This window comes from Legionella waltersii (assembly GCF_001468085.1).
In the GTDB taxonomy this organism is placed as follows: domain Bacteria; phylum Pseudomonadota; class Gammaproteobacteria; order Legionellales; family Legionellaceae; genus Legionella; species Legionella waltersii.
Window position 1 is genome coordinate 145,172 of the sequence record NZ_LNZB01000051.1, and the last position, 22,194, is coordinate 167,365.

Below are 22,194 nucleotides of genomic sequence, written 5' to 3' on the forward strand. Positions count from 1 at the left end.
TTACCTCTATGGTATTGCCACCAAACGCAACAGAGCGTCTATAAAATCATCACTATTAATTCCTTCGGCTTCTGCTTCAAAACTTAGTAAAATTCGATGGCGTAATACGTCATGCGCTATGACATGAATATCTTCAGGAATGACATAATCCCTTCCTGAAAGCCATGCATGGGCTTTTGAACAGCGGTCCAAGGCAATCGTTGCGCGTGGACTTGCTCCAAAACGCAGCCAACGACCTAAATCTTCGCTATATATTCCAGGATTGCGAGTAGCAACCACTAATTGGACTAAGTAATTTTCCAAAGCATCACTTGTGTGCACCTTCAGGACTTGCTTTCGAGCCTCGAACAATACTTTTTGCGATAAGGTAGCTGTTTTTGCCTCATTGGTAACCGATGCTCCAACAGCTTCCTTTCGAGCTAAGGCTAAAATATCATGTTCTACTTTAGCTTCAGGATAGCTAATTTTGACGTACATCAAAAACCGATCAAGCTGAGCTTCAGGTAAAGGATAAGTTCCTTCTTGCTCAATTGGATTTTGGGTAGCCATAACTAGAAACAGTTCTGGCAATGGGTACGTTTTTCCTCCTATAGTCACCTGACGTTCTGCCATTGCCTCAAGCAAAGCCGATTGGACTTTAGCAGGGGCACGGTTTATCTCATCTGCCAAAATTAAATGGTGAAAAATAGGGCCAGGCTGAAATACAAAGGAACCATTTTGAGGATGATAGACATCGGTTCCTGTTAAATCACCCGGCAGTAAATCTGGAGTAAATTGAATACGATGAAAATCTCCCTCTACAACATCAGAAAGCTCTTTCACCGCTCTTGTTTTTGCAAGACCAGGAGCGCCCTCGACCAATAAATGGCCATCTGCAAGCAGGGCAATTAATAAGCGAGATATTAAATCTTGCTGGCCCAAAATTCGTGAGTTCAGGAAACGGCTTAACTGCAGCACTTGTTTTTGCACAGTATCTAAGACTTTTTCGTCCACTTGCTCCATGACAATGACCTTCTAAAAAAAACAATATCCTAACTTGAATAGCTGAAGATGCCAAGGGGATATCTCCTGACGCTTAAGCTTAATCCAAATAGTCGCTTTGAAGCTCCAGCGGCATCATCATTTGTAACCGTTCGTATAAAGAAATAATTTGCTCACAAAATACGTGCAGCTGTTGTTGATTCTCCCACAAATCATAACCTAAGCCTTTATTGAAGACCTGTTGTCTTGATAAGGTTTTTAATAAAAAAATTTCTTGGCTCGATAAGCCTAAATGGCCATTTAATTCAACCAATTCCATCAAGTTTTTATACTCTTTTATTGGCCTATGATCATGGAGACAATACGCTTTTAAAGTCAATTGAAATGCTAAATACATCAATGAGGTGACTGGGGCTAATACGTCAACTTCCTCTCCCCCTCGAAATACACCATTGCCGATTTGCTGAAGCATGTAATCCGCTGTATACGCATGTTGAGTGGCTATACTGAGTAATTCCAAAGGAGATAAATAACGCTTATCCATACCTACTGAGTCTCCAATATTTGGGTGCTTTAAACTAAGTCATTAATGATTAAGCGAAACCCTGATGCCTCTGCCCGAGGGTTTTGCGTAAATCCTGATCATGTTAAAATAAAGACTAATTATATCCTTTAATTGTATTGATGCACAATTTTATTAACAGCCCATTACAAATTGGCTCTCTAACACTCCCAAATCGGCTAATACAAGGCCCTCTAGCAGGCTATAGTTGCGCACCCTTTCGCGAATTGTTTTACGAATTTTCACCCCCAGCCTATTGTGTTTCAGAAATGTGCTCTGCGAATGATGTACTTCATAGACACACGCTCAACTCCCGCTATCTTTATCGTTCATCCAAAGAACAGAATCTTGCCTATCAGATCTCTGGGAATGATCCCCTTATGCTCAGTGAAGCGGCATTAAAACTAGAATCTCTCGGGGCCAACTTAATTGATATCAATTGTGGTTGCCCAAAAGCAAAGATCCGCAAAAAAGGCGCAGGAAGTGCATTGCTCGATAACATTCAGCAATTAGCACTTATTGTTTCCAAGGTTCGCTCAGCCATTCATATTCCTTTAACCGTTAAAATTCGCATTCAAAATAATGAGCACGATTTCATCATTGCCAAACAAATCGAGGAAGCCGGTGCTGATGCACTTATTGTTCATGGCAGACGGTGGATTGATGACTATGCTATTGCTTGCGACTTGCAACAAATTGCTGCAATCAAGAGTTCGATTCAAATCCCCGTTATTGCAAATGGAGACATTAAAGACATAGCTAGCCTTAACAAAGCAATTCATACCAGCCACTGTGATGCATTTATGATTTCTAGAGCAGGAACTGGTAAGGCATGGATATATAAAGAATTACTACAACAACAAAGCCTTTTGATTACAGAGGTACAAAGAACACAATTGTTCATCAAACATCTTGATGGCCTTGCTCAACTTGAAAATGAACATAAGGCAGTCTTACAAAGTCGATCGTTAATTCGTTATTATTTTAGGCATTTACTCAGTGAACAGCAGTTGCAAAACGCATATCAACTCTCTTCACTTCAAGAAATAAATCGCTTTTTAGAAGGGCTTTAACATCGGTTTTTTAGGGCTGCTTCCGAATAAAGGGAAAACCTTGATTACGCTAGGTTGGCTCAAGAATTGTCTCTTTAAATTCGATTGTCTCAGGTTCTATACCTAATTCAGCGTAGGCTTGTTTTAAATAGTTCGATAAATCTGAATACTTAGGTTGCTTTGCAAGCTCAACCATTTCATTCACAGAAAACAAATTTTTCTTTATGCCTTCAGTAATAATGTCTGTACAACCCTTTGTGACTAAGTGCAATAGTACTGATGCCGGTGATTCTACATCGCTCTTTTTATAAGTGGCCGGCAATTTAGGGTTATAGCGACTCATTAAATTCTCAACTTCTATGCCTTTAAAAAAGTGTTGCAAGTCCTCTTCGCCGGTGGCATACAAAATAAACTCAGAACCAACGTCTCCCAGAGCCATTACCTCCATCTCATTCATTTTTGACGTTGTTGAGGACTCTGTAATGTCGTCTGAATTTTCTCTAATAAATGCAGGGATGCTTACCTTCGGATTAGGATTTATGGAGGAGTAGCAATAATTTTTTTTATTATTCGCGCCCTTCTTGAAAAACTCATAAGCATCATCAGCTGATACTGTTCCACCAAATCCTCCGAATGGAGTATTAAGGGCTACATAGCTCTTCAAATTATTGACAGGAAGATGTTTTCTACCTTTAAAGCCATTTTTTGAGACAGATTCTGGATCTTCTCCATGTATTCGGTGCCACACCACTTCTTTTTCGGGTACTTTGACGTTGGTTAACAATTTAAATTTATCGTAGGGACCTGAGGTCATTGTTTTTACAGATGCTTTTTTAAAAAACAAACATTTCAATTTCATATACATAATAAAGCTCGTGGTGTTTTTATAAAAGACTTCTTTGAATCAATTTCCAGGCAGGTACATTGTACCAATAAAAAATTAAGGAATTATTAATATTTGCTCTTCGTGCCTCATTTTTGCTCACCAATGAGTGATAAGTACAGGCCTTACGAAAACCCCCAAGACAAGAAGTGTTTTTAATGAAGGCGTTTAGATACACCCAATGACCGAATTAAAACTACTTTTTAACGAAGAGATTGGGCGTTTTTCGTAAGCTCTGAGTAAACAAATAGAATGTTCTGTAGAATAGATTTGATTGACTGCAAACTGTAAATAAGGAAACTCAACTCGCTAAATGTCGTCCTCCGTCCACCTTCAAGATCTGGCCGGTTATAAATTGATTTTCTGCTAGCGCAAGTACGGCTTGTGCGATGAAATCTGGATGACCATGACGCTTTAATGGGGTTTGTTCAATAATCTTGTTCTGAATATCAAGGCTCAATGAATTCTCATTCTCAGGCCAAAGAATGGCTCCTGGTGCAACCGCGTTGATCCGAATATCTGGAGCAAACTCTCTGGCTAAAGATTTGGTTAGCATGTCTAATGCAGCTTTAGTTTGACAATACAATGAATACCCCTTTAATGGTCTTTCTGAGTGAATATCCGTGAGGTTAATAATTACTCCTTGATGAGCTGCCAATAATTTTTGGCTAGCTAAACTTAAAAGATATGGTGTTCGTACATTCACCCTAAATAGTTCTTCCCATAACGCGCCTGCTTGGTCAAAGCCCACATCTTTCTTAAATACAGAGGCATTATTTACTAACAAATCCATACGTGCTGACCATGCCTCCACTTGGTTAGCAATGGATTCGGCGGCATTGCTTTTTAATAAATCCATGGCCAAAACCATCGCGCTATTTTGGCGAATTTCATTGAGCTCATTAACTAACGCCTGCCCCTCTTTTAAAGAAGTGTTGCAATGGACTGCAATACGATACCCCGCAGCATGTAGCTTTTTGCATATCGCAGCTCCAATTCGCCTCGCGCCCCCTGTGACTAAAGCGACTTTTGCTTGTGTGTTGACTCGATTCAAGGTATGTTCCCCATTTTTTAATCAGTTTATGCAATTATGAGTTTAATACAAACATTGAAAAGCCATTTAAACACCCAAAAGGAAATCCCTTTTGTTGAGTTTATGCAAATGGCCTTGTATGCACCAAATGAAGGGTATTATAGCTCTGCTTTACAAAAATTGGGAAAGCACGGAGATTTTATCACTGCCCCAGAGCTGAGTCCTTTGTTTGGGAAAACCATCGCGAATCAATTCCAGCAAATCTTATCAACACTCCAATCGCCTTGTGTATTAGAATTCGGTGCAGGTAGTGGCGCTCTTTGTGTTGATGTTTTGAAGCAACTTGAGCAACTAAACTGCCTACCAATAAGTTATTTCATCATAGAAGTCAGCTCTAATTTGCGCCATAGGCAGCAGGAGCGCATTCAAGAGCAAATTCCTCATCTGGCTATGAGGGTTCACTGGCTTGAACACTGGCCTGAAAATCCTTTTCAAGGAATCATTTTTGCCAACGAGGTATTAGATGCCATGCCCGTCCATCGCTTTTTACAAAGCGATGAGGGGATTCTTGAGAGTTATATAACCCTTAATGAATCAAACGAACTGAAGGAAATTTTTAACCCCTCCAATAACCAACGCTTACTCAGCTATATCAGCAATAACCTTTGCGGCGTTCCCCCACCCTATCTTAGTGAGGTGAATCTATTTCTGGATGACTGGATAGCCAATTGCAGTCAGATACTGGATAAAGGAGCTATGTTTATCATCGACTACGGGTTTCCAAGGCATGAATATTATCATCCCGATAGAAATCAGGGCACCTTGATGTGTCATTACCAACATCAAGCCCATACAAATCCCTTACTGCATCCAGGAGAAGAAGACATCACTGCCCACGTGGATTTTACCCATGTGGCTGAAGCAGCTCATGATGCTGGGTTTCATGTTGCAGGCTATACCAACCAAGCCTCTTTTTTACTGGCCAATGGTTTGCTAAGCTTTATCAATCAAATTGAAGATCAAAAGGAATTATTGCAAGCCAACCATGCCATAAAACAACTCACACAGCCTAGTGAAATGGGAGAGTTATTTAAAGTCATTGCACTGAGTAAACATCTGGATATGGATTTGCAAGGCTTTCTTTTAAATGATAAACGAGTGAATTTATAACAATGAGCAAATACCTAACTACCGTTGAATTGCAAAAAGAAACAATGAAATTTTCTGCAGGGCACACTACAATTTTCTCTGCCACAGAAAGAGAGCCTTTGCACGGCCATATGTACACAGTCTATCTCGCCCTAAGCACATGGGTAGAAGAAAATGGCATGACATTCGACTATCGGTATTACAAAGAACGTATCCACAAACTGTGTCGCTATTTAAATCAAACGTTTCTAATGCCAGAATTCTCACCTTTTTTAGAGTACGATGAAGATAAAGAGTATTACTACTTCACCTTTAACAAGAAGAAAATGCCTTTTCTTAAAGAGGATGTAACCATTTTGCCAGTCACTAATATTACAGTAGAAGAATTATCTCGCTGGTTTGTGAATGAGTTGATTAAGGATGAAGTAGAGCTTGAAAGACACCGAATTGAACGAGTCGTAGTCAAAGTATTTTCAGCACCAGGTCAATCAGCAAGCCATGAATGGCAAAAATCCAAATGAGTGGTGTTTATCAAATCTGCGTTCCCAACACCTCCAGAGATTATTTTGAATACAGTTCAGATGAGTTAAACCCTTGCATTGGAGCAAGAGTTTGGGTCCCATTTAAAAATCAAATCCGCTTAGGAGTAGTGCTTCAGCGCACTGACAATGCAGAAACGACCGCCAAATTAAAATCCATTCACGCGATTATAGACAATACCCCATTACTAAGTAGAGACCAACTCGACCTAGCCATTTGGTTAGGCGCTTACTATCAATCCCCATTATCGGAAGTTGTCCCTTTAATATTGCCTCAAAAATATCGACAAGGGTTGCCAGCGACTCTACCTTTAATGGACTGCTTCCAATTGTTAATCCCTTATGAAGAAGCCAAATCAAGATTATCCCCAAGAGCGAGAAAACAACAGGAAATTCTTGAATGGTTCTCGAGGCAAAATAATCCGGTCACTAAACAAACAATCTTACAAGAGGGATTTAGTACCGCCCAATTAAACGCTCTCTTAAACGCAGAACTTATCACGGTATCCCAAGAGTTACAGTTACCTACACCATCAACAAAAACGACCTCAACCCCTCTTTCACTGAACACGGAACAAGCACAAGCTGTTGAAACGATCGGACAACATCTCCAACAGTATCATAGCTTTTTACTCCAAGGCGTCACGGGAAGTGGTAAAACAGAAGTGTATCTGCAGGTTATTGCCAAATTACTTGCGGAGGAGAAGCAAGTTCTCGTTTTAGTGCCTGAAATCGGCTTAACTCCACAACTGCTTTCTCGATTCACAGAGCGATTTAACCAACCCATGGCTGTACTCCACTCTAATTTAAACGAAACGGAAAGACAGATTGCTTGGCAACTTGCAAATGAAAATCATGTAAAAATAGTCATTGGTACTCGATCGGCAATCTTTACGCCCATGCCTCGTTTGGGATTAATCATTATTGATGAAGAGCATGACAGCTCGTTTAAGCAAATGGAAGGAGTGAGATATTCCGCTCGTGACACAGCATTAATGCGAGCCCATTTAACGAATATTCCTATTATTTTAGGCTCAGCAACGCCGAGCTTAGAGAGTTTATATAATTGCCAACAAAAAAAACATACATTATTACGTTTATCGCAAAAAGCGATTTCAAAAAATCCTTTACACTATCAACTGATCGATATACGCGCACAAACGATGCATGAAGGGTTGGCAGCTACCACACTAAAAACGATTAAAGAGCATTTAGAGGGACAGAACCAGGTGTTGGTGTTTATCAACCGACGCGGATTTGCACCGGTATTACTGTGTCATCAATGTGGGTGGATGGCTGATTGTAAAGCCTGTGATAGCCACTTGACTTTACACAGACAAATAGGACAAATGATTTGCCATCACTGTGGATTAACTCAAAAGGTGCCATCACAGTGCTTACGGTGTAAAAGCCATGAGATAATCCCAATAGGAAGTGGTACCCAAAGAATTTATGATTATTTATCAAAGTGCTTTCCAGAAACCAATATTCTGCGAATTGACCGCGACGAAGTTCGAAAAAAGAATGCTCTCCATTCGCACCTGGATAAAATACACAAAGGTGAAGCCCAACTCATTGTTGGAACACAAATGCTTGCGAAAGGGCACCATTTTCCCCGCCTTACTCTGGTTGTTGTTGTCGATGCGGATGCAGGTTTGTACAATCAGGATTTCAGGGCAATTGAGCATCTTGGGCAATTATTAATTCAAGTATCCGGTCGTGCAGGAAGAGCAGAACATCCAGGGGAAGTTCTCATTCAAACTCATCTACCCGGACATCCTCTTTTAAACAGTCTGGTACAAAAGGGCTATGAAGAATTTGCACATGAGCTCCTGACAACACGAGCACAGGCAGAGCTTCCGCCTTACCATTATTTAGCTGTAATTCGTGCCCAAGGCAAAAACAGCAATAACGTGATGGGGTTTTTAAAGACCACTAAAGATCAAATTCAAATGCACCCATTAACTATCATGGGACCCGCACCGGCACCCATGCCACGCAAAGCAAATCAACATCGCATGCAGCTGTTAATTAAATCACCCTCCAGAAAAGCGCTTAAAAGCTCATTGACGCAAGTTCGAGAGTGGTTAACAATGAATAACATAAGTAATGGCATTCGCTGGAATGTGGATGTCGATCCAATGGACTTATCATGACTGAAAACAGAAAATTGGTTCATCAAAAGACCTTTGACATTGTTTGGGGTGACATGGATGCTTTAGGTCATGTCAATAACGCCCGTTATTTTGATTATTTTCAAGAAGCACGAATTGATTGGTTACGGCAAATGAACATCACAATGACTGAAAATACCGGCCCCGTTGTTATTCATGTAGCCTGTACTTTTTTAAAACCAGTAGTCTATCCAGCAACGGTAAAAGTGAACAGCTCTTTACATAGCCTTGGAAATTCAAGCATGATCATGGATCATGATTTATATCAAGGTGAACTACTGATGGCACAAGGAATGAGCAAAATTGTCTGGGTAGATTATACCTTGAACAAATCAGTGCCGTTACCTGAGGTCATTAGACGGCTTTTTTAGGGGTCAACAGAGGAAGAGCGGAGTACGGGGACCTGTGACCTGAGTACGGGGACGGACCCCAGTGGGGTCCGTCCCCTTGACTCTCCCTCTTGACTCTCCTCTTGATGACTTGTACTCATGATGTTTAGAGAGTAGAAGGGGGCGCTTCAGATTCCCTATCCTCTATAGTCTCAATACCAACCACTGGTTGATGATGTTGAAATTCTTCTTGTTGATGGTGCAATCGTTCTTTGAAGTCCCTGGCAGGATTTATCCCGTGCTCATTTTCTAATAAAGGTTGAGCAAGGTCAGGTAACCTAACTCGAATCTCATCGATTGGCTCCACCACATCTTGTCGAATGGCGCGCACTATCGCTTCTTTAATGTACTGAATTCCACTCGTTAAAGCTTGAGTTAACGGCTTTAAACCAAAACTGTTTTTTATTGCGTAACCAACCCCCTCAAACACATAAGCAATCGCTGAAACGATGTATTTGAAGGGGTTATACCCTAAATTTCCTAATAACTCGTTGGTTCGACGTCCAAAATCTTGCAGCGCTGTTCCTACAAAATAAAGGACTCCACCACCAACATAACCTAAGTTACCCGCAAACCCAACTGCCTCTTTGATTAAACTCAAACTGATATCTACAAAACTCGCAAGCAACACTCGGGGAAATGCAGGTTCATGAATACGATAAGTACGTCCATGATTGGCTAAAAATCTCTGCAGCATCGGTTTTAACTCTGAATTACTATCAGCCTGCACCAATTCCCTATAGTGCAACTCCATTTTATCCAAGATCATTTGATATTTAGTATTTCTGTCTAAATCTTGATTATTTACAAGCGTATTTACCTCCTGACGTATGTCTTTGGCTCGACCAATTTTATCGCGCTCTCCATAGAAATTTAATTCGGATTTATCACGTTGATATCTAAAACTGAGTCGATACACTTCCATTTCCAGCAGAGCCAACCGATTCATTTGCGGAGCTTGATCTTTTACAGCCTCAGGGACTAAGTCAGGAAATAGTTGTTGCATACTCATACAAGGCTCTAGGTAATGATGACCGCGCGGCATTCCTACTCTAATTCCTTCATGGGTATCAAGAACGCCTCTTGCTCCTAAGCGCCTAAACAAAATTGGGTCCTCTTGTTTTAAAACCGTTAATTCATTGATGACCTCCTGTTGAGAGGAGGCGCTGGCATCACGAAAACGAGAATCAAAATGGTTTTTTTCAAAGAGATAGTTAAACGCTTTTGGATAAGCAAGCTTAAACAGTTCACGTTCCATTTGATTAACAAAAAAATAGGAGTTCTTGACGTAATATTTTGCATGTTGATTAAGAGTACGCTGTATCCTTGCTGTAGGCATTCCATCATGCAACTTCATTTTGAGCCCAGATTTTAAATAATGCTCTCTCTCTAAATGATGAAGAGAATACAATTGCAACAACTGTTTAGCATTTGGATTGTTTGCTAAATCCAATCGCTCACCCTGAACATGATTCGCCACCATTTGCGGAACTCTATTGCCTCGAAGGGTAGTGCCATGTTCCGTCAGAAATTGATACAAGGAATACCAAGCTAGTGTTGCCCCACTTTGCATGTTTGCATTTTTTATTTTTGTTGTGTCTGAATGATTACCATACAGGGGTAACATAGATACTTGCGTTATTTCGGGTGATCGAATAATTGCACGTGTAAGATCTTGTGGTTTAAAATCTCGACGCATTTCATCCGTTTGTAACACCGCCACATAACTTTTGACATTGTTTGGAATAACTCGAGCATGCATATCGCCTTTGTCACTCATCCCAGCGACTGGATCCATGGCAAACAGATGTAGATTTAGGGCTTTTAACTGCCTTAATAATTTTTCGCCATCAGGAGTTAACTGATCCTGCCTGCGCTCTAAAAAGCTCTCGTATCGCTTTAATCGGTTTGCAATTTGAATACAGGTTACTGAGCCACGGCTAAACCCTGTTAAATTGATGTTGTTCTCAATAGAGTCTTGTTGCATCAACCAATTAATGACATCGCGGGTTGCATTTTTTACATTGGGCTTGACTTGGCGACCAAGTAAATCAGGCCCCTCTACTATGGCATGAGGGCTTGTACAGGCTTGGGAAAATTGTGAAATGATGTTCTGTGTGCGAGCACTATGCTCTCCAGTACCAAAAGCAAAGACAGTAAAAGTAGCCATGATTACCCCTCATTTTATTGTTATTTTTCCAGGAGTTACGCGAAACCTTGACCTCATGGTTTGCGTAAGTCCTGTTTTCTCTAGGGTACGTCGTTAAACAGCTATCGGGGCCTTAATCGCTGGATGGCACTGATAGTTTACAAATTCAAAATCATCGTATTCATAGTCAAATAAACTAGCTGGCTTTCGATGAATATGCAATGATGGTAATGGGAACGGCTCCCTAGTTAGCTGCGTTTGTGCTTGCTCAAGATGGTTTAAATACAAATGACAATCGCCACCAGTCCAAATAAATTCACCGACATCCAAGTTACATTGTTGCGCAACCATTTGCGTTAACAACGAATAGGAAGCGATGTTAAAAGGAACTCCTAGAAACACATCAGCAGAGCGCTGATAAAGCTGGCATGAGAGTTTATTATTTGCCACATAGAATTGAAACATAGCATGACAGGGCATTAATGCCATTTTATCGAGTTCGCCTACATTCCAAGCATTGACGATTAATCGTCTAGAATCCGGGTTCATTTTGATTTGTTGTACTATTTCGCTCAGTTGATCAATGGTGCGCCCATCAGCCGTTGGCCAACTTCTCCATTGCTTGCCATAAACAGGTCCTAAGTCTCCTTTACTGTCAGCCCATTCATCCCAAATCGTTACACCATGCTCCTGTAAATAAGCAATGTTCGTGTCTCCACGTAAAAACCATAATAATTCATGAACGATACTTCGCATATGAAGTTTTTTAGTTGTTACTAAGGGAAATCCTTTGTTCAAGTCAAAACGCATTTGATAACCAAAAACAGACAAAGTCCCTGTTCCGGTTCTATCCGTTTTCTGAACCCCATGATTTAAAATATGCTCTAATAATTGTAGATACGTTCTCATTTCTTAGCCCACCATAACCAAAGACCAATCAGCAACATTGGAATAGATAAAACCTGCCCCATAGTTAACCAGCCAAAGGCAAGATAACCCATTTGCTGATCAGGTTGCCTGAAACACTCTGCTATTAATCGACAAATCGCATAACCCATCAAGAAAAGTGCGCTAACTCGTCCAGTTGCTCTTGGCTTCGAAGCATAACACCATAGCAACACGAAGAGGCAAACCCCCTCAAGACCAAACTCATAAAGTTGAGAAGGGTGACGGACTTGATCATCCACCTGTGGATACACCATGCCCCAAGGAACATCCGTAACACGCCCCCATAACTCTCCATTGATGAAGTTCCCAATTCGCCCCGCACCCAATCCCACGGGAACCAGTGGCGCTATAAAATCACCGACTTGCAAATAAGTTTTGCCATATTTTCGACAAAAGATCCATACTGCAATGGCAACCCCAATTAACCCACCATGAAAGGACATACCTCCTTCCCAAATTTTAAATAAGGAAAGCGGATTATGAATGACCCCCTGAAAATCATAAAATAGCATGTATCCAATGCGCCCACCCAATATGATTCCTAGAGCACCATAAAATACAACATCGCTTATCTGCTCAGGATTCCAATCTAATTGATAATGCTTTGCTCTCCAGTTACCAAGCAACCAAGCGCTAATAAAGCCAATTAAATACATTAATCCATACCAATGAACCTTTAAGGGGCCTAAAGAGAATGCTATAGGGTTAATATTGGGATAAGTAAACATAAATGATTCAATTCCTTTTATAAAAGCATGTGCGTTGCTGTAACTATTAATACCACTATAAATCCATATCGCAGGTATTTAATAGGCAGGATGTAATTTAATTTTGCACCATAAGGCGCTATAAGACTGCTGGGTATTGCAACCCCTAATACAGCAGGCCAATAGATAAACCCTGTGCTGTATGGGATGTGCTTCATTTCATAGGCTCCAGTCAACATGAACATCGTGGATCCAATAAAACCTACTACCAAAACACATAAACTAGAAACTGCTGATATTTTTCGTACAGCAACACCACAATACGTTAAATAGGGTATGATCATGACGCCACCACCGACCCCTAATAGTCCAGATAAACCACCAATACTTGAACAGATGAAATGATTAACCCAAGTACGGGGAAATCTTTCATCGTGAGTAGCATGAACATCAATAAACAATTTAATCGCGATACAAATTAAAAACAATCCAAAAATGATTTCCAACCATTCCGTATCTATAAAGGAGGCTAGAATCGAACCTAAAATTGTTCCGATTAAAATCCCAGGCCATAAACGTTTGAAAACAGCCCATAGAATGTCATCGACTTTGATGTGTGCACGCAACGAAGCCATGGCACTTAATATCATCGCAGCTAAGGAGCAACCGGCAGCAACGTGCATAATGGAGTCTTCTGGGATGATGTTAAACTGCTGAAAAACAGTGACTAGACCTGGAACAACGATGATTCCTCCGCCAATTCCTAGCGAGCCAGACATAACTCCAGCAAATAAACCAATCAACATATAAGCGATAAGGCTTTGGAAAATAATCATTGTCATTAGGGTTTACCTGCCCTAATCAATCCACCCAGTCCTTCTTCTTCTAATGCCTTTTGCAGATGAAAGCGAATTTCAGCAGGATGCTCAAACTCAAGAACTTCAGCCAAAATTTTACGCGCATTGGCTATGGCAAAATTACGTATGACCCATTTAACTCTTGGTAAACTTGCCGAGTTCATACTTAACGTATCAAAACCCATCGCGATTAATAAAATCACCGCCAAAGGATCACTTGCCATTTCCCCGCATATACTCACCTCAACACCAGCTGCATGCCCTCCTTCCACTACTTTAAGCAACACCCTCAGCATGGCAGGATGCAGTGGGTCATACAAATTCGCTACCCGTGCATTATTTCTATCAACAGCAAGTAAATATTGGGTTAAATCGTTGCTCCCTACTGAAATAAAATCAACTCGCTTAGCCATTTCTCGTGCTAAATAGGCCGCAGCAGGCACTTCTATCATGATGCCAATTTTTGGTTTTTCTATCTCACAGCCTTCTTCAAGCAATTCTTCATAGGCCTGTTCAATCAAATAGGTTGCTTCTTCTACCTCACTGAGAGTGGTGACCATAGGCAACATAATACGCAGGTTATCCAACTCTTCACTTGCGCGCATCATTGCGCGAACCTGCATCAGAAACACATCAGGATGATCAAGGGTTACACGAATGCCCCTCCAGCCTAAGTAGGGGTTTTCCTCTTCGACAGGGAAGTATGGCAATACCTTGTCTCCACCCACATCGAGGGTGCGCATAGTCACTAAATGAGGAGCAAATGCTTTAAGCGTTTGTCGATAAATAATGGTTTGCTCATCCTCAGAGGGGAATCGATCACGGCTCATAAAAGGAACTTCTGAACGATAAAGCCCAACACCTTCAGCGCCAACACTCATAGACATCCCTGCATCCATCGCCAAACCAGTATTAACCTGCAAGGAAACACGATAATTATCCAGGGTTTCTGCTGGCTTGTCCCTTAAGCTAATTAAGCTTTGATTCAAATCTTGTTCTTGTTGCGCTAAATTGCTTAAATTCAGCCAATAAAGAGCGAGAAGGGGACACGTGTACGTGGCCATAATAGCCATCAACGATCAAAGCTCGTTTGTCGACGCTTTCTACTTTTAAGCCACGCAAACCCATCACAGTTGGAACACCCAGCGCTCGAGCTAAAATAGCAACGTGAGAGTTATTCGATCCATTGGCTGAGACAACTCCAGCCAGTTGCCCCTCTGGTACTTCAGCGAGTGATGCTGCAGTGACTTCCTCTCCAATTAAAATTGTACGCTTTGGATAAACAATTTCCTCTTTTTGTGATCGTTGTAACTCAGCCAACACCCTACGACCTAAATCACGAAAATCACTAGCCCGTTCACTAAGATATTCATCTTCCATGCTTTCAAATTGCTGAACATGTTTTTTGATCACAGTGGCCAAAGCAGCTTGCGCACTGATTTGTTCTTCGCGAATGACTTCCTCTACTTCTGCCCCCAAACTATCTTTATCTAGAATCTTTAAATACACATCAAATAAAGCATGTTCGTCTTCTGCAACTGTCTCTCTCATGCGTTTACTTAAACGTCGCATATCATCACGAGCAGTGTCTAAAGCCTCGTAGAAAGCACCTATTTCCTCATCTAAATCTTCTATAAGAGTACGTGGAACCGCATCAATATCGGCAGGTGGATAAACCACCATAGCCGTACCAATACCTATTCCTGGAACACTGCCAACACCTGATAAAGCAGTATGTAATGCCTCGGTTTTGGTTTTGGCTTTAATTTCACCCAGTTGTCGCGGTTGTGTTAACTCCGTTAACTCACCCGTTGCTTCAGCATGCGCTATAATGCCGCCTAATTGGGCAGCCAAGGTGATTAAAAAGGATTCTTCAGCATCATCAAAACATCTTTGCTCAAGCTGTTGAACAACTAACACTCCATAAAGCTTACGATGCTGAATAATTGGCACACCTAAAAATGCTTTCAGATGTTCTTCACCAATTAATGTATTTCGATAAAAATCTGGGTGGGCAGGAGCATCTTCTATGTTAATTGGCTCCTCTCTTCTGCCGATTAAACCAATTAAACCGCTATCAAGAGCAACTCGTACTCGAAACTCAGCTTTTTTATTTAAACCCTCAGTCGCTATCAGAACATATTCGGCGGTTTTATTATCGATAAGGTAAACGGATACGGCCTCGGCACTTATGGCTTTATGTATGCGTTGCACCAACACGCCAAGCGCTTCTTTAAGATCACTTGCACTGGTGACATCTTGAACAATACGTTTAAGTACCTTTAGCATCTATCCTTTATGATTACCTCTCTTTCGTTTCATACCATAGGGCGTTCGTCGTGTTTTCTTCAATAAAGGCTCCAATTCCTTTAATGCCTGAGTATACACTTGTCTCTTAAAAAAAATCACTTGTTGTTCGGGTTCATGAAACTCAACCCAACGCCAACTGTCAAATTCAGGGGAGTCACTGAGATCCAATCTCACCTTTTGCTCATTGGACACAAGCCTTAACAAATACCACTTTTGTTTTTGTCCAATCACAAGGGGTTCACTACCATGACGTAAATATTGTTTTGGTAATCGATATTTCAACCATCTTTTCGTAGAACCTAAAACACTAACATCCCCTCTCTCTAAACCTACTTCCTCATGCAACTCCCTAAACATAGCATCTAAAGAACTTTCTCCGGGAGCCAACCCTCCCTGTGGGAATTGCCAAGCGTCATGCCCACTTCGTCTTCCCAAAAACACTCTATCGGAATCGTTGACTAGGACTATGCCTACATTCAATCGATAACCGGCGCGATCAATCACCATGATGTCACTGCTTAGAATATACCGTTAATACACTAATTTTTTCACAAAGTATAAGTCCTTACAATTAAATCTGAAAATATAATTTCGAGAAGGCCTGGAGCTGTTTATATTGGGCATTTATTGGCAAATTTAAAATCATGATGCGCTGATTTTTTGCACATAAATTGGGGTAAAATCAAATAATCCGATCCCTCACAGTCGCGGCTCGGTTAGCACTATGCAAAACCGATACGAGACCGTCAGGGCTGAGGAATCAAATCCTAGTCACAGCAGGGAGTGAACCGAGCCGCGCGCGTCAGCAAGCGGATACGGAACTATCCGCTTTCACGAATGACGCTGCTATGGCAGCGCCATTCGACGAAGCGCCGGACCAACGCTTACTGACCCTCAGAGAAGAGATTCGTTGGGGCACTATAATAGGAGTAGATTCCTCAGCCGTCAGGGAGCGGATAATGGTTCAAGCACATGACTTCCATCAACCATCTCGCATTACCACTTTACTTTTAGCTATAATCAAACCATTGCTAACAATGTGCTCTCAATCAAACCCCATGAAAAAACACATTTTAATACTCAACACAGGTGGAACCATCAGCAGCGTTAAAACCAACCATGGCTATGAACCTTCTCCTGGGTTTGTCAATAAGGCATTGGCTGAAATACCTGCTTTAAAACATAAAGACATGCCTAGATACACCATTAAGGAATATCAGCCGCTCTTAGATTCTTCAAACATGACGGTTCATGAGTGGAATCGCATCGCAAAGGACATCGCCCAAGAATACAGCGCCTATGATGGATTTGTGATTCTGCACGGAACCGATACCATGGCTTATACTGCTTCAGCCCTATCTTTTATGTTGGAAAATTTAGCGAAGCCCGTTATTGTAACCGGATCACAAATTCCATTATCTGAAATTCGGAATGACGCCATGGATAATGTGATCACCTCCTTGTGGCTTTGTGCACATAAACCTATTCATGAAGTTTGTGTTTATTTTAATCAACAGCTTTTTAGAGGTAATCGTACCCAAAAAATCAGTGCTCAACGTTTTGACGCTTTTGATTCACCCAATTACCCATCATTAGCGGACATTGGGATAGAGATTCATTTGCACGATCAGCTTTTACTTCCACCCCCAAAAAACTCATTCCACTTACAAACCATTACTCCTCATTTCATTGCAAATTTTCGATTGTTTCCTGGATTTGCCAGTGATGTGTTGGCTTATATTTTAAATCAGCCTATCCGTGGACTTATTTTAGAAACCTATGGTGCAGGAAATGCACAAAATAACGATCAACGCTTTTTGCATTTATTGAAAGATGCCTGTGATAGAGGAATTGTCATCATCAATTGCACTCAGTGCCATCAAGGTTTTGTTGAGATGAACCAATACGCAACAGGCCATACTTTAAAACAAGCAGGGCTAATCAGTGGACACGACATGACCCCTGAAGCAGCCCATTGTAAGTTATTGTATTTATTGAGTAAAAACTTGGATATTCCAAAAATTAAAGCGTTAATTGAAACCAACATGTGTGGGGAATTAAGCGAATAATGTGTAAGCAGGAGAGCGGCCCTCTGTGGGGTCCGTCCCCTCGATAAATTTTAACTTATGTTACATTGAATGCTCGAGACCTCTTTCCTCTTCATTCTCGATTTGCTGTTCTTCTTCGTTCTCAGCGTCGGATTTATTGCCTTCTCCAACATCCTGCTTCGCAAGTACCTCTTCTGCATCTTTTTCTTCTTCTGGTTCCTGAGCTTTTAAATGAGGTTTAGGTGGTACTTTAGCTTTGGGACGCTTAGTAAGTACCTCCTCTTCCTCAACAGCAATTTCTTCCTCATCCTCTACAGCTTTTGTAAGCGGTTTAGGTTTAGGAGGAGATTTAGCAAATAAACTGAAGGCTTTGGTTTTCGGTTCTACCTTGTCTTGCGATTTTGGTGTTGCTTTAGGTTGAGACTTTCCCTCTTGCTTGACTAACAATTCCTTTTCCGAATCTGTATTGAGTTTGCCAAATTGCTCGGAGGTCATGTTATTTACCGCCCTAACAGCTTGATTAAATTCTTGACCGAATCTTCCTTCACCGGGTGAGAACAGTTTTTCCACAGATACATTGGCTAAGCCACCTAACAAACTTATTGAAGGAGAGACACCCTTTCCTGTAGGACCTTGTGTAATTCGTAGGTTATCCCCTCCCAAATCTTTAAGGACCTTAAGCACACGTGTTCTTTGCTCGGCCAAATTGTAAGTTGGCTTTATCCACTCACTTAACTGAATTATCCGTTCCAATAATGCCAATTCCTTTTGAACTCTAAGATCTTTACTTCCAATATTTTGTGGATTAAATATCTCATCCCCGTAATAGATAGCAGCATGATAATAAACAATGTTTTCTGGGGTATATTTGAATGGTCTATCCATGAATTGGAAGTCGGTGGATTTCTCCATTTCTTCTATAGGTTGAGCCTCATCAGAAATTTCAATGTCTTTTGCTATCAACGGTTTCTTTTCAGACTTCAAGTTATTGATGTCTTTTAGTTTGTCGTAAAACGCAATGCAATGATTTCTTAAATTATTGTAACCAGTAACGGTTTCTCCACCATCTCTTGATTCTTTATGGGCTTCCCGTAGCTTTTGAATTTGTTTACGAGATTCATCAATCATTTTAAGAACTAATTGTAAATCCGCCTTATCATTCCCCGTTCCATCAAAGCGAATAATTTTATCTTGGAGAGCACCAATTGCTTCCTTTTGATCTTTTGATAAGTCCTTGTTATAGGGGGTGTAATTAAAAAAAGGAACCACGGAAACCATTTTTCCCTCTTGGACGTCGATTAGATTTTTGAGCTGATCCTTGATGAGTAACTTTAAAACCGTAAGAAATATTGTCATTGCACTACTCCTTTAACTGCAACTTAATTATCATTGGGATATTTACTACATAAATAGCTTTGATGCAAACTGTTTAATTCAGTACCTTTGTATTTTATTTAACTAAGGAAAACATAAATCTCATGAATTTACAAATTATTATTTTAGCTGCAGGACAAGGTAAAAGAATGTACTCCAATACACCTAAAGTGCTTCACACTCTAGCTGGAAAGCCCATGTTGGCACATGTAGTGGAGACTGCTTTAAAACTGAGTCCTAATGCAATCCATGTTATTTATGGTCATGGTGGCGATTTATTAAGATCATCACTCCCTGACTTACCTGTGCACTGGGTACACCAAGCTCAGCAGCTTGGAACTGGCCATGCCGTCCTGCAAGCGTTGCCTAATATTCCCGAAGATGCACTAGTCCTTATTTTGTATGCTGATGTTCCATTAATTCAGGCAGAAACACTCCAGTCCCTAATTCAAGTTCATCAGTCACAAAATTCACATCATTCTGCATTATCACTACTGGTTGCTGAGCTAGCAAACCCAACTGGTTTAGGTCGCATTGTCAGAAACAACCACGATAAAATTTATAACATTGTAGAAGAAAAGGATGCAAGTGAGCAAGAAAAGAAAATTAAGGAAATTTACTCCGGTATTTGCTGCGCTAATGCTTCTGATTTAAAGCGGTGGCTTCCATCTTTGTCGAATAACAATGCTCAAAAAGAATATTATTTAACTGAAATTATTTCCCTTGCTGGGAAAGAGAATGGTTGCATCGACTCAGTCACCTGCAAAGAGAATTTTGAAATCCAAGGAGTTAATAATCGCCTGCAACTGCAAGAGCTGGAGAGAATTTGGCAAAAGAGGCTAGCGAATCAATTGCTTGAAGAGGGAGTCATGATAGCTGATGCCTCACGCATTGATGTTCGAGGGACTTTGAGTTGTGGCAAAGACGTGTTTATTGACATCAATTGTCTATTTATAGGCACCGTTGTTATTGGCGATGGATGCTGCATAGGCCCCAATTGTGTGTTAACGAATGTCACTTTAGGAAAGGACACCGAAATTCTTGCGAACAGCGTATTGGAAGGATGTACCATTGCTGATGACTGTCATATAGGCCCATTTGCCCGACTGCGAACAGGCACTCAATTGGCGTCCCATTGCAAAATAGGCAACTTCGTAGAAACTAAAAAAGCCATTTTTGATGAAGGAACAAAAGCGAGTCATTTAAGCTATTTAGGGGATGTGAAATTAGGCAAGGGAGTCAATGTTGGGGCGGGAACCATCACATGTAATTACGATGGAGTGAATAAGTATGAAACCATTATTGAAGACGGTGCTTTCATTGGTTCGGATACGCAACTCATAGCCCCTGTTGTGATTGGAGCAAATGCAACGATAGGGGCTGGGAGCACCATCCGCAAAAATGTACCGCCTGATGAATTGACATTAACTGAGTCAAGACAGAAAACAGTGTATGGTTGGAAAAGGCCTGAGAAGAAAAAGTGAGGTGGTTGAACGCCCAACTGGGCACCATCAAACGGGGTCATCAAACGGGGACGGACCCCACTGGGGTCCGTCCCCATATCCCCATAAAGTCCCCATAAAAACGTAACCCCAATCTTAGCTACTCACTTTGCCAGATCAAAGCCTCTTTTCTTTCCAAAGACTTACATACCCATAAGACAAAGGGCAGCAAGACAATTGTCATGATCAACTTGTACTGCCAAACATTCATGACTAAGTTAAAGATTTGTTCATAGGGGTATATTCCCCCGTAAAGCAAACTGTAATCGACTAAACACAACAATGAGTTAGCACAGACATTAGCGATTAACAACCGCAGAGGTCTATTTATTCCCCATTTGGGATCCTTGAGGTACTGTATCAACCAAGCATTGCTGAAAAAAGTAATAAATAGAGTTAGACCCCCAGCAGTTAGTCTTCTAGGCATGATGTATGAATAGAAGGGATTCAAATTAAAAAACGGTGGTGATGGCAACGTGACTAATCCCATCAAGAACAGGTCAAACGTTAATTGTGCAACAACCATCGTCAATGCCAATTTAATATTCGGACGATACCCCCAATACTCACCAATGATTGAGCTGATGATGATGGGTATGGGAAAGAAAATGCAACTGGCTGATAATATATGGTCTTTATTGATCGAAACGATACGATATTCACAAGCTAAACTGATCAACATGACTGCTACTGCAATACACAGAAAATACTGATACGTCGGAAAAAACCCCTCCGACTGGTCAGATAATGAACTGTTTTTAAAAAATTGATTGAACTCAAGAAAAAAAGCCAAATAAATGACACCGATCAATAACACAAGCAATGATGCAATCATCAAGGAGTCAATAAAGACCTGCTTAAAACTATGCGCGTGTGGCCCAGAAAACAGAAAATAAAAATCCACGCAGAAAAAACTCAACCCTCCTAATAAAAATAATAATAAAGAGTTTTTGGGAGTACATCGTTCACTATTGGTTTTAGAAAAAAATAACAAATGAGGCAAGTAGAAACTCAACGCAAAGGAGAGTGTAGTTGCAAAAAATTTCTTCGGAATCTCCTCAAAAATAATCTGGTACACAGGACTGTCATGCATGTATTCAGAAGCAGGTAAATTGACCAGTACATACACTCCTACACAAAACAGATACAAAGTAATTAAACAGAGGTTAAGTAAGTGGCGTTGTTCTTTAAATGTGCATGTATTCAAAGCAACTAAAAATAAACTAGCGATAAGAGGGCCTATTAAACTATTTGCGGCAAAGACCATGCCCCCCAAAGAGATAATTTTGAAAGAAACATTAATTAATACAATTAAGCAAGTCATCATACTTACTGCAAGCGGCAAGAATCCTTGGGATTGCCTGGAGGATATGATTTGCTTCATGTACAAGTGGTTTCCTTCATTTCTTTTTCTCTGCATACATTCAGAATAATAAGCGCACAAATATACCATTTGTTCTTTTATTAAGGCAAGATTGTGTGAAGTACTTTATCCGCTCCCTAACGGCTGAGGAATCGACTCCTATTATAGTGCCCC

General features: G+C 40.8%; 18 protein-coding genes and 1 pseudogene. 7 read left to right on the plus strand and 12 right to left on the minus strand.

The features are described from left to right. Positions 1 to 6: 6 nt before the first annotated feature. Together Lwal_RS10375 and Lwal_RS10380 are read right to left on the minus strand one after the other, a co-directional pair. A complete protein-coding gene (locus Lwal_RS10375; RefSeq protein WP_058480730.1) occupies positions 7 to 1,002 on the minus strand; it encodes an AAA family ATPase in 996 nt (331 codons plus the stop codon). Positions 1,003 to 1,081: 79 nt separating this feature from the next. Next, positions 1,082 to 1,525, minus strand: a complete 444-nt coding sequence (locus Lwal_RS10380; protein WP_058480731.1) for a hypothetical protein — start codon at positions 1,523 to 1,525, stop codon at positions 1,082 to 1,084. Positions 1,526 to 1,665: 140 nt separating this feature from the next. Between Lwal_RS10380 and Lwal_RS10385 the strand changes: the two genes are divergently transcribed. Next, positions 1,666 to 2,616 (plus strand): tRNA dihydrouridine synthase, encoded by a 951-nt coding sequence (locus Lwal_RS10385; RefSeq protein WP_058480732.1) that lies wholly within the window; start codon positions 1,666 to 1,668, stop codon positions 2,614 to 2,616. A gap of 49 nt (positions 2,617 to 2,665) precedes the next feature. Here Lwal_RS10385 and Lwal_RS10390 read toward each other — a convergent pair whose 3' ends face one another. Together Lwal_RS10390 and Lwal_RS10395 are read right to left on the minus strand one after the other, a co-directional pair. Continuing rightward, positions 2,666 to 3,460 (minus strand): hypothetical protein, encoded by a 795-nt coding sequence (locus Lwal_RS10390; RefSeq protein ID WP_058480733.1) that lies wholly within the window; start codon positions 3,458 to 3,460, stop codon positions 2,666 to 2,668. A 319-nt stretch (positions 3,461 to 3,779) separates the two neighbouring features. After that, positions 3,780 to 4,532, minus strand: coding sequence for a pteridine reductase (locus Lwal_RS10395; protein WP_058480734.1), 753 nt, complete (start codon positions 4,530 to 4,532; stop codon positions 3,780 to 3,782). Between the two features lie 36 nt (positions 4,533 to 4,568). Here Lwal_RS10395 and Lwal_RS10400 point away from each other — a divergent pair, with 36 nt between their 5' ends. From Lwal_RS10400 to Lwal_RS10415, 4 genes are read left to right on the plus strand one after another with little or no spacing between them, the layout of a single operon-like run. Next, positions 4,569 to 5,681 carry a class I SAM-dependent methyltransferase gene (locus Lwal_RS10400; RefSeq protein WP_058480735.1) on the plus strand — a complete coding sequence of 371 codons (1,113 nt, stop codon included), beginning with the start codon at positions 4,569 to 4,571 and terminating at the stop codon, positions 5,679 to 5,681. Positions 5,682 to 5,683: 2 nt separating this feature from the next. Beyond that, positions 5,684 to 6,181 carry a 6-pyruvoyl trahydropterin synthase family protein gene (locus tag Lwal_RS10405; RefSeq protein ID WP_058480736.1) on the plus strand — a complete coding sequence of 166 codons (498 nt, stop codon included), beginning with the start codon at positions 5,684 to 5,686 and terminating at the stop codon, positions 6,179 to 6,181. Then, positions 6,178 to 8,355 (plus strand): primosomal protein N', encoded by a 2,178-nt coding sequence (locus Lwal_RS10410; RefSeq protein WP_058480997.1) that lies wholly within the window; start codon positions 6,178 to 6,180, stop codon positions 8,353 to 8,355. Before Lwal_RS10405 ends, Lwal_RS10410 begins: the two co-directional genes overlap by 4 nt. Then, the gene (locus Lwal_RS10415; protein WP_058480737.1) at positions 8,352 to 8,744 is read left to right on the plus strand and encodes an acyl-CoA thioesterase; all 393 of its coding nucleotides are present in this window, start codon (positions 8,352 to 8,354) and stop codon (positions 8,742 to 8,744) included. The genes Lwal_RS10410 and Lwal_RS10415 overlap by 4 nt, the downstream gene beginning before the upstream one ends. Positions 8,745 to 8,868: 124 nt before the next feature. On the opposite strand, the gene Lwal_RS10420 is transcribed toward Lwal_RS10415, so the two are convergent. The 6 genes and pseudogenes from Lwal_RS10420 to Lwal_RS10445 all read right to left on the minus strand — a co-directional run bounded on the left by Lwal_RS10420 (position 8,869) and on the right by Lwal_RS10445 (position 16,240). Further along, the gene (locus Lwal_RS10420) at positions 8,869 to 10,932 is read right to left on the minus strand and encodes a DUF5621 domain-containing protein (RefSeq protein ID WP_058480738.1); all 2,064 of its coding nucleotides are present in this window, start codon (positions 10,930 to 10,932) and stop codon (positions 8,869 to 8,871) included. Between the two features lie 93 nt (positions 10,933 to 11,025). Beyond that, positions 11,026 to 11,820 carry a thymidylate synthase gene (gene thyA, locus Lwal_RS10425; protein WP_058480739.1) on the minus strand — a complete coding sequence of 265 codons (795 nt, stop codon included), beginning with the start codon at positions 11,818 to 11,820 and terminating at the stop codon, positions 11,026 to 11,028. After that, positions 11,817 to 12,587, minus strand: a complete 771-nt coding sequence (gene lgt / locus Lwal_RS10430) for a prolipoprotein diacylglyceryl transferase (protein WP_058480740.1) — start codon at positions 12,585 to 12,587, stop codon at positions 11,817 to 11,819. Before lgt ends, thyA begins: the two co-directional genes overlap by 4 nt. A gap of 17 nt (positions 12,588 to 12,604) precedes the next feature. After that, positions 12,605 to 13,408, minus strand: a complete 804-nt coding sequence (locus tag Lwal_RS10435) for a sulfite exporter TauE/SafE family protein (protein WP_231950985.1) — start codon at positions 13,406 to 13,408, stop codon at positions 12,605 to 12,607. Then, positions 13,408 to 15,712, minus strand: a pseudogene (gene ptsP, locus Lwal_RS10440) (phosphoenolpyruvate--protein phosphotransferase). Before ptsP ends, Lwal_RS10435 begins: the two are co-directional and overlap by 1 nt. Then, positions 15,713 to 16,240, minus strand: coding sequence for an RNA pyrophosphohydrolase (locus tag Lwal_RS10445; RefSeq protein ID WP_058480741.1), 528 nt, complete (start codon positions 16,238 to 16,240; stop codon positions 15,713 to 15,715). Between the two features lie 551 nt (positions 16,241 to 16,791). On the opposite strand from Lwal_RS10445, the gene ansA reads away from it, so the two are divergent. Next, positions 16,792 to 17,802: an asparaginase gene (gene ansA / locus Lwal_RS10450; RefSeq protein WP_058480999.1), complete on the plus strand. Its 1,011-nt coding sequence runs from the start codon at positions 16,792 to 16,794 to the stop codon at positions 17,800 to 17,802. Positions 17,803 to 17,862: 60 nt separating this feature from the next. Here ansA and Lwal_RS10455 read toward each other — a convergent pair whose 3' ends face one another. Beyond that, positions 17,863 to 19,137: a hypothetical protein gene (locus Lwal_RS10455; protein WP_058480742.1), complete on the minus strand. Its 1,275-nt coding sequence runs from the start codon at positions 19,135 to 19,137 to the stop codon at positions 17,863 to 17,865. 122 nt (positions 19,138 to 19,259) lie between these two features. On the opposite strand from Lwal_RS10455, the gene glmU reads away from it, so the two are divergent. Beyond that, positions 19,260 to 20,639, plus strand: a complete 1,380-nt coding sequence (glmU, locus tag Lwal_RS10460; protein ID WP_058480743.1) for a bifunctional UDP-N-acetylglucosamine diphosphorylase/glucosamine-1-phosphate N-acetyltransferase GlmU — start codon at positions 19,260 to 19,262, stop codon at positions 20,637 to 20,639. Between the two features lie 118 nt (positions 20,640 to 20,757). Here the strand turns inward: glmU and Lwal_RS10465 are convergent, their stop codons facing one another. Continuing rightward, positions 20,758 to 22,041 carry a VUT family protein gene (locus Lwal_RS10465; protein ID WP_058480744.1) on the minus strand — a complete coding sequence of 428 codons (1,284 nt, stop codon included), beginning with the start codon at positions 22,039 to 22,041 and terminating at the stop codon, positions 20,758 to 20,760. Positions 22,042 to 22,194: the final 153 nt, after the last annotated feature.

Excerpts from the sequence above, each read along its gene's own strand:
- Lwal_RS10375 (WP_058480730.1), bottom strand. The coding sequence starts at position 1,002 with ATGGAGCAAGTGGACGAAAAAGTCTTAGATACTGTGCAAAAACAAGTG.
- Lwal_RS10385 (WP_058480732.1), top strand. The coding sequence starts at position 1,666 with ATGCACAATTTTATTAACAGCCCATTACAAATTGGCTCTCTAACACTC.
- Lwal_RS10455 (WP_058480742.1), bottom strand. The coding sequence starts at position 19,137 with ATGACAATATTTCTTACGGTTTTAAAGTTACTCATCAAGGATCAGCTC.
- Lwal_RS10420 (WP_058480738.1), bottom strand. The coding sequence starts at position 10,932 with ATGGCTACTTTTACTGTCTTTGCTTTTGGTACTGGAGAGCATAGTGCT.
- Lwal_RS10380 (WP_058480731.1), bottom strand. The coding sequence starts at position 1,525 with ATGGATAAGCGTTATTTATCTCCTTTGGAATTACTCAGTATAGCCACT.
- Lwal_RS10405 (WP_058480736.1), top strand. The coding sequence starts at position 5,684 with ATGAGCAAATACCTAACTACCGTTGAATTGCAAAAAGAAACAATGAAA.
- lgt (WP_058480740.1), bottom strand. The coding sequence starts at position 12,587 with ATGTTTACTTATCCCAATATTAACCCTATAGCATTCTCTTTAGGCCCC.
- Lwal_RS10435 (WP_231950985.1), bottom strand. The coding sequence starts at position 13,408 with ATGACAATGATTATTTTCCAAAGCCTTATCGCTTATATGTTGATTGGT.
- Lwal_RS10445 (WP_058480741.1), bottom strand. The coding sequence starts at position 16,240 with ATGGTGATTGATCGCGCCGGTTATCGATTGAATGTAGGCATAGTCCTA.
- Lwal_RS10465 (WP_058480744.1), bottom strand. The coding sequence starts at position 22,041 with ATGAAGCAAATCATATCCTCCAGGCAATCCCAAGGATTCTTGCCGCTT.
- glmU (WP_058480743.1), top strand. The coding sequence starts at position 19,260 with ATGAATTTACAAATTATTATTTTAGCTGCAGGACAAGGTAAAAGAATG.
- thyA (WP_058480739.1), bottom strand. The coding sequence starts at position 11,820 with ATGAGAACGTATCTACAATTATTAGAGCATATTTTAAATCATGGGGTT.
- Lwal_RS10415 (WP_058480737.1), top strand. The coding sequence starts at position 8,352 with ATGACTGAAAACAGAAAATTGGTTCATCAAAAGACCTTTGACATTGTT.
- Lwal_RS10410 (WP_058480997.1), top strand. The coding sequence starts at position 6,178 with ATGAGTGGTGTTTATCAAATCTGCGTTCCCAACACCTCCAGAGATTAT.
- Lwal_RS10400 (WP_058480735.1), top strand. The coding sequence starts at position 4,569 with ATGAGTTTAATACAAACATTGAAAAGCCATTTAAACACCCAAAAGGAA.
- Lwal_RS10390 (WP_058480733.1), bottom strand. The coding sequence starts at position 3,460 with ATGTATATGAAATTGAAATGTTTGTTTTTTAAAAAAGCATCTGTAAAA.
- ansA (WP_058480999.1), top strand. The coding sequence starts at position 16,792 with ATGAAAAAACACATTTTAATACTCAACACAGGTGGAACCATCAGCAGC.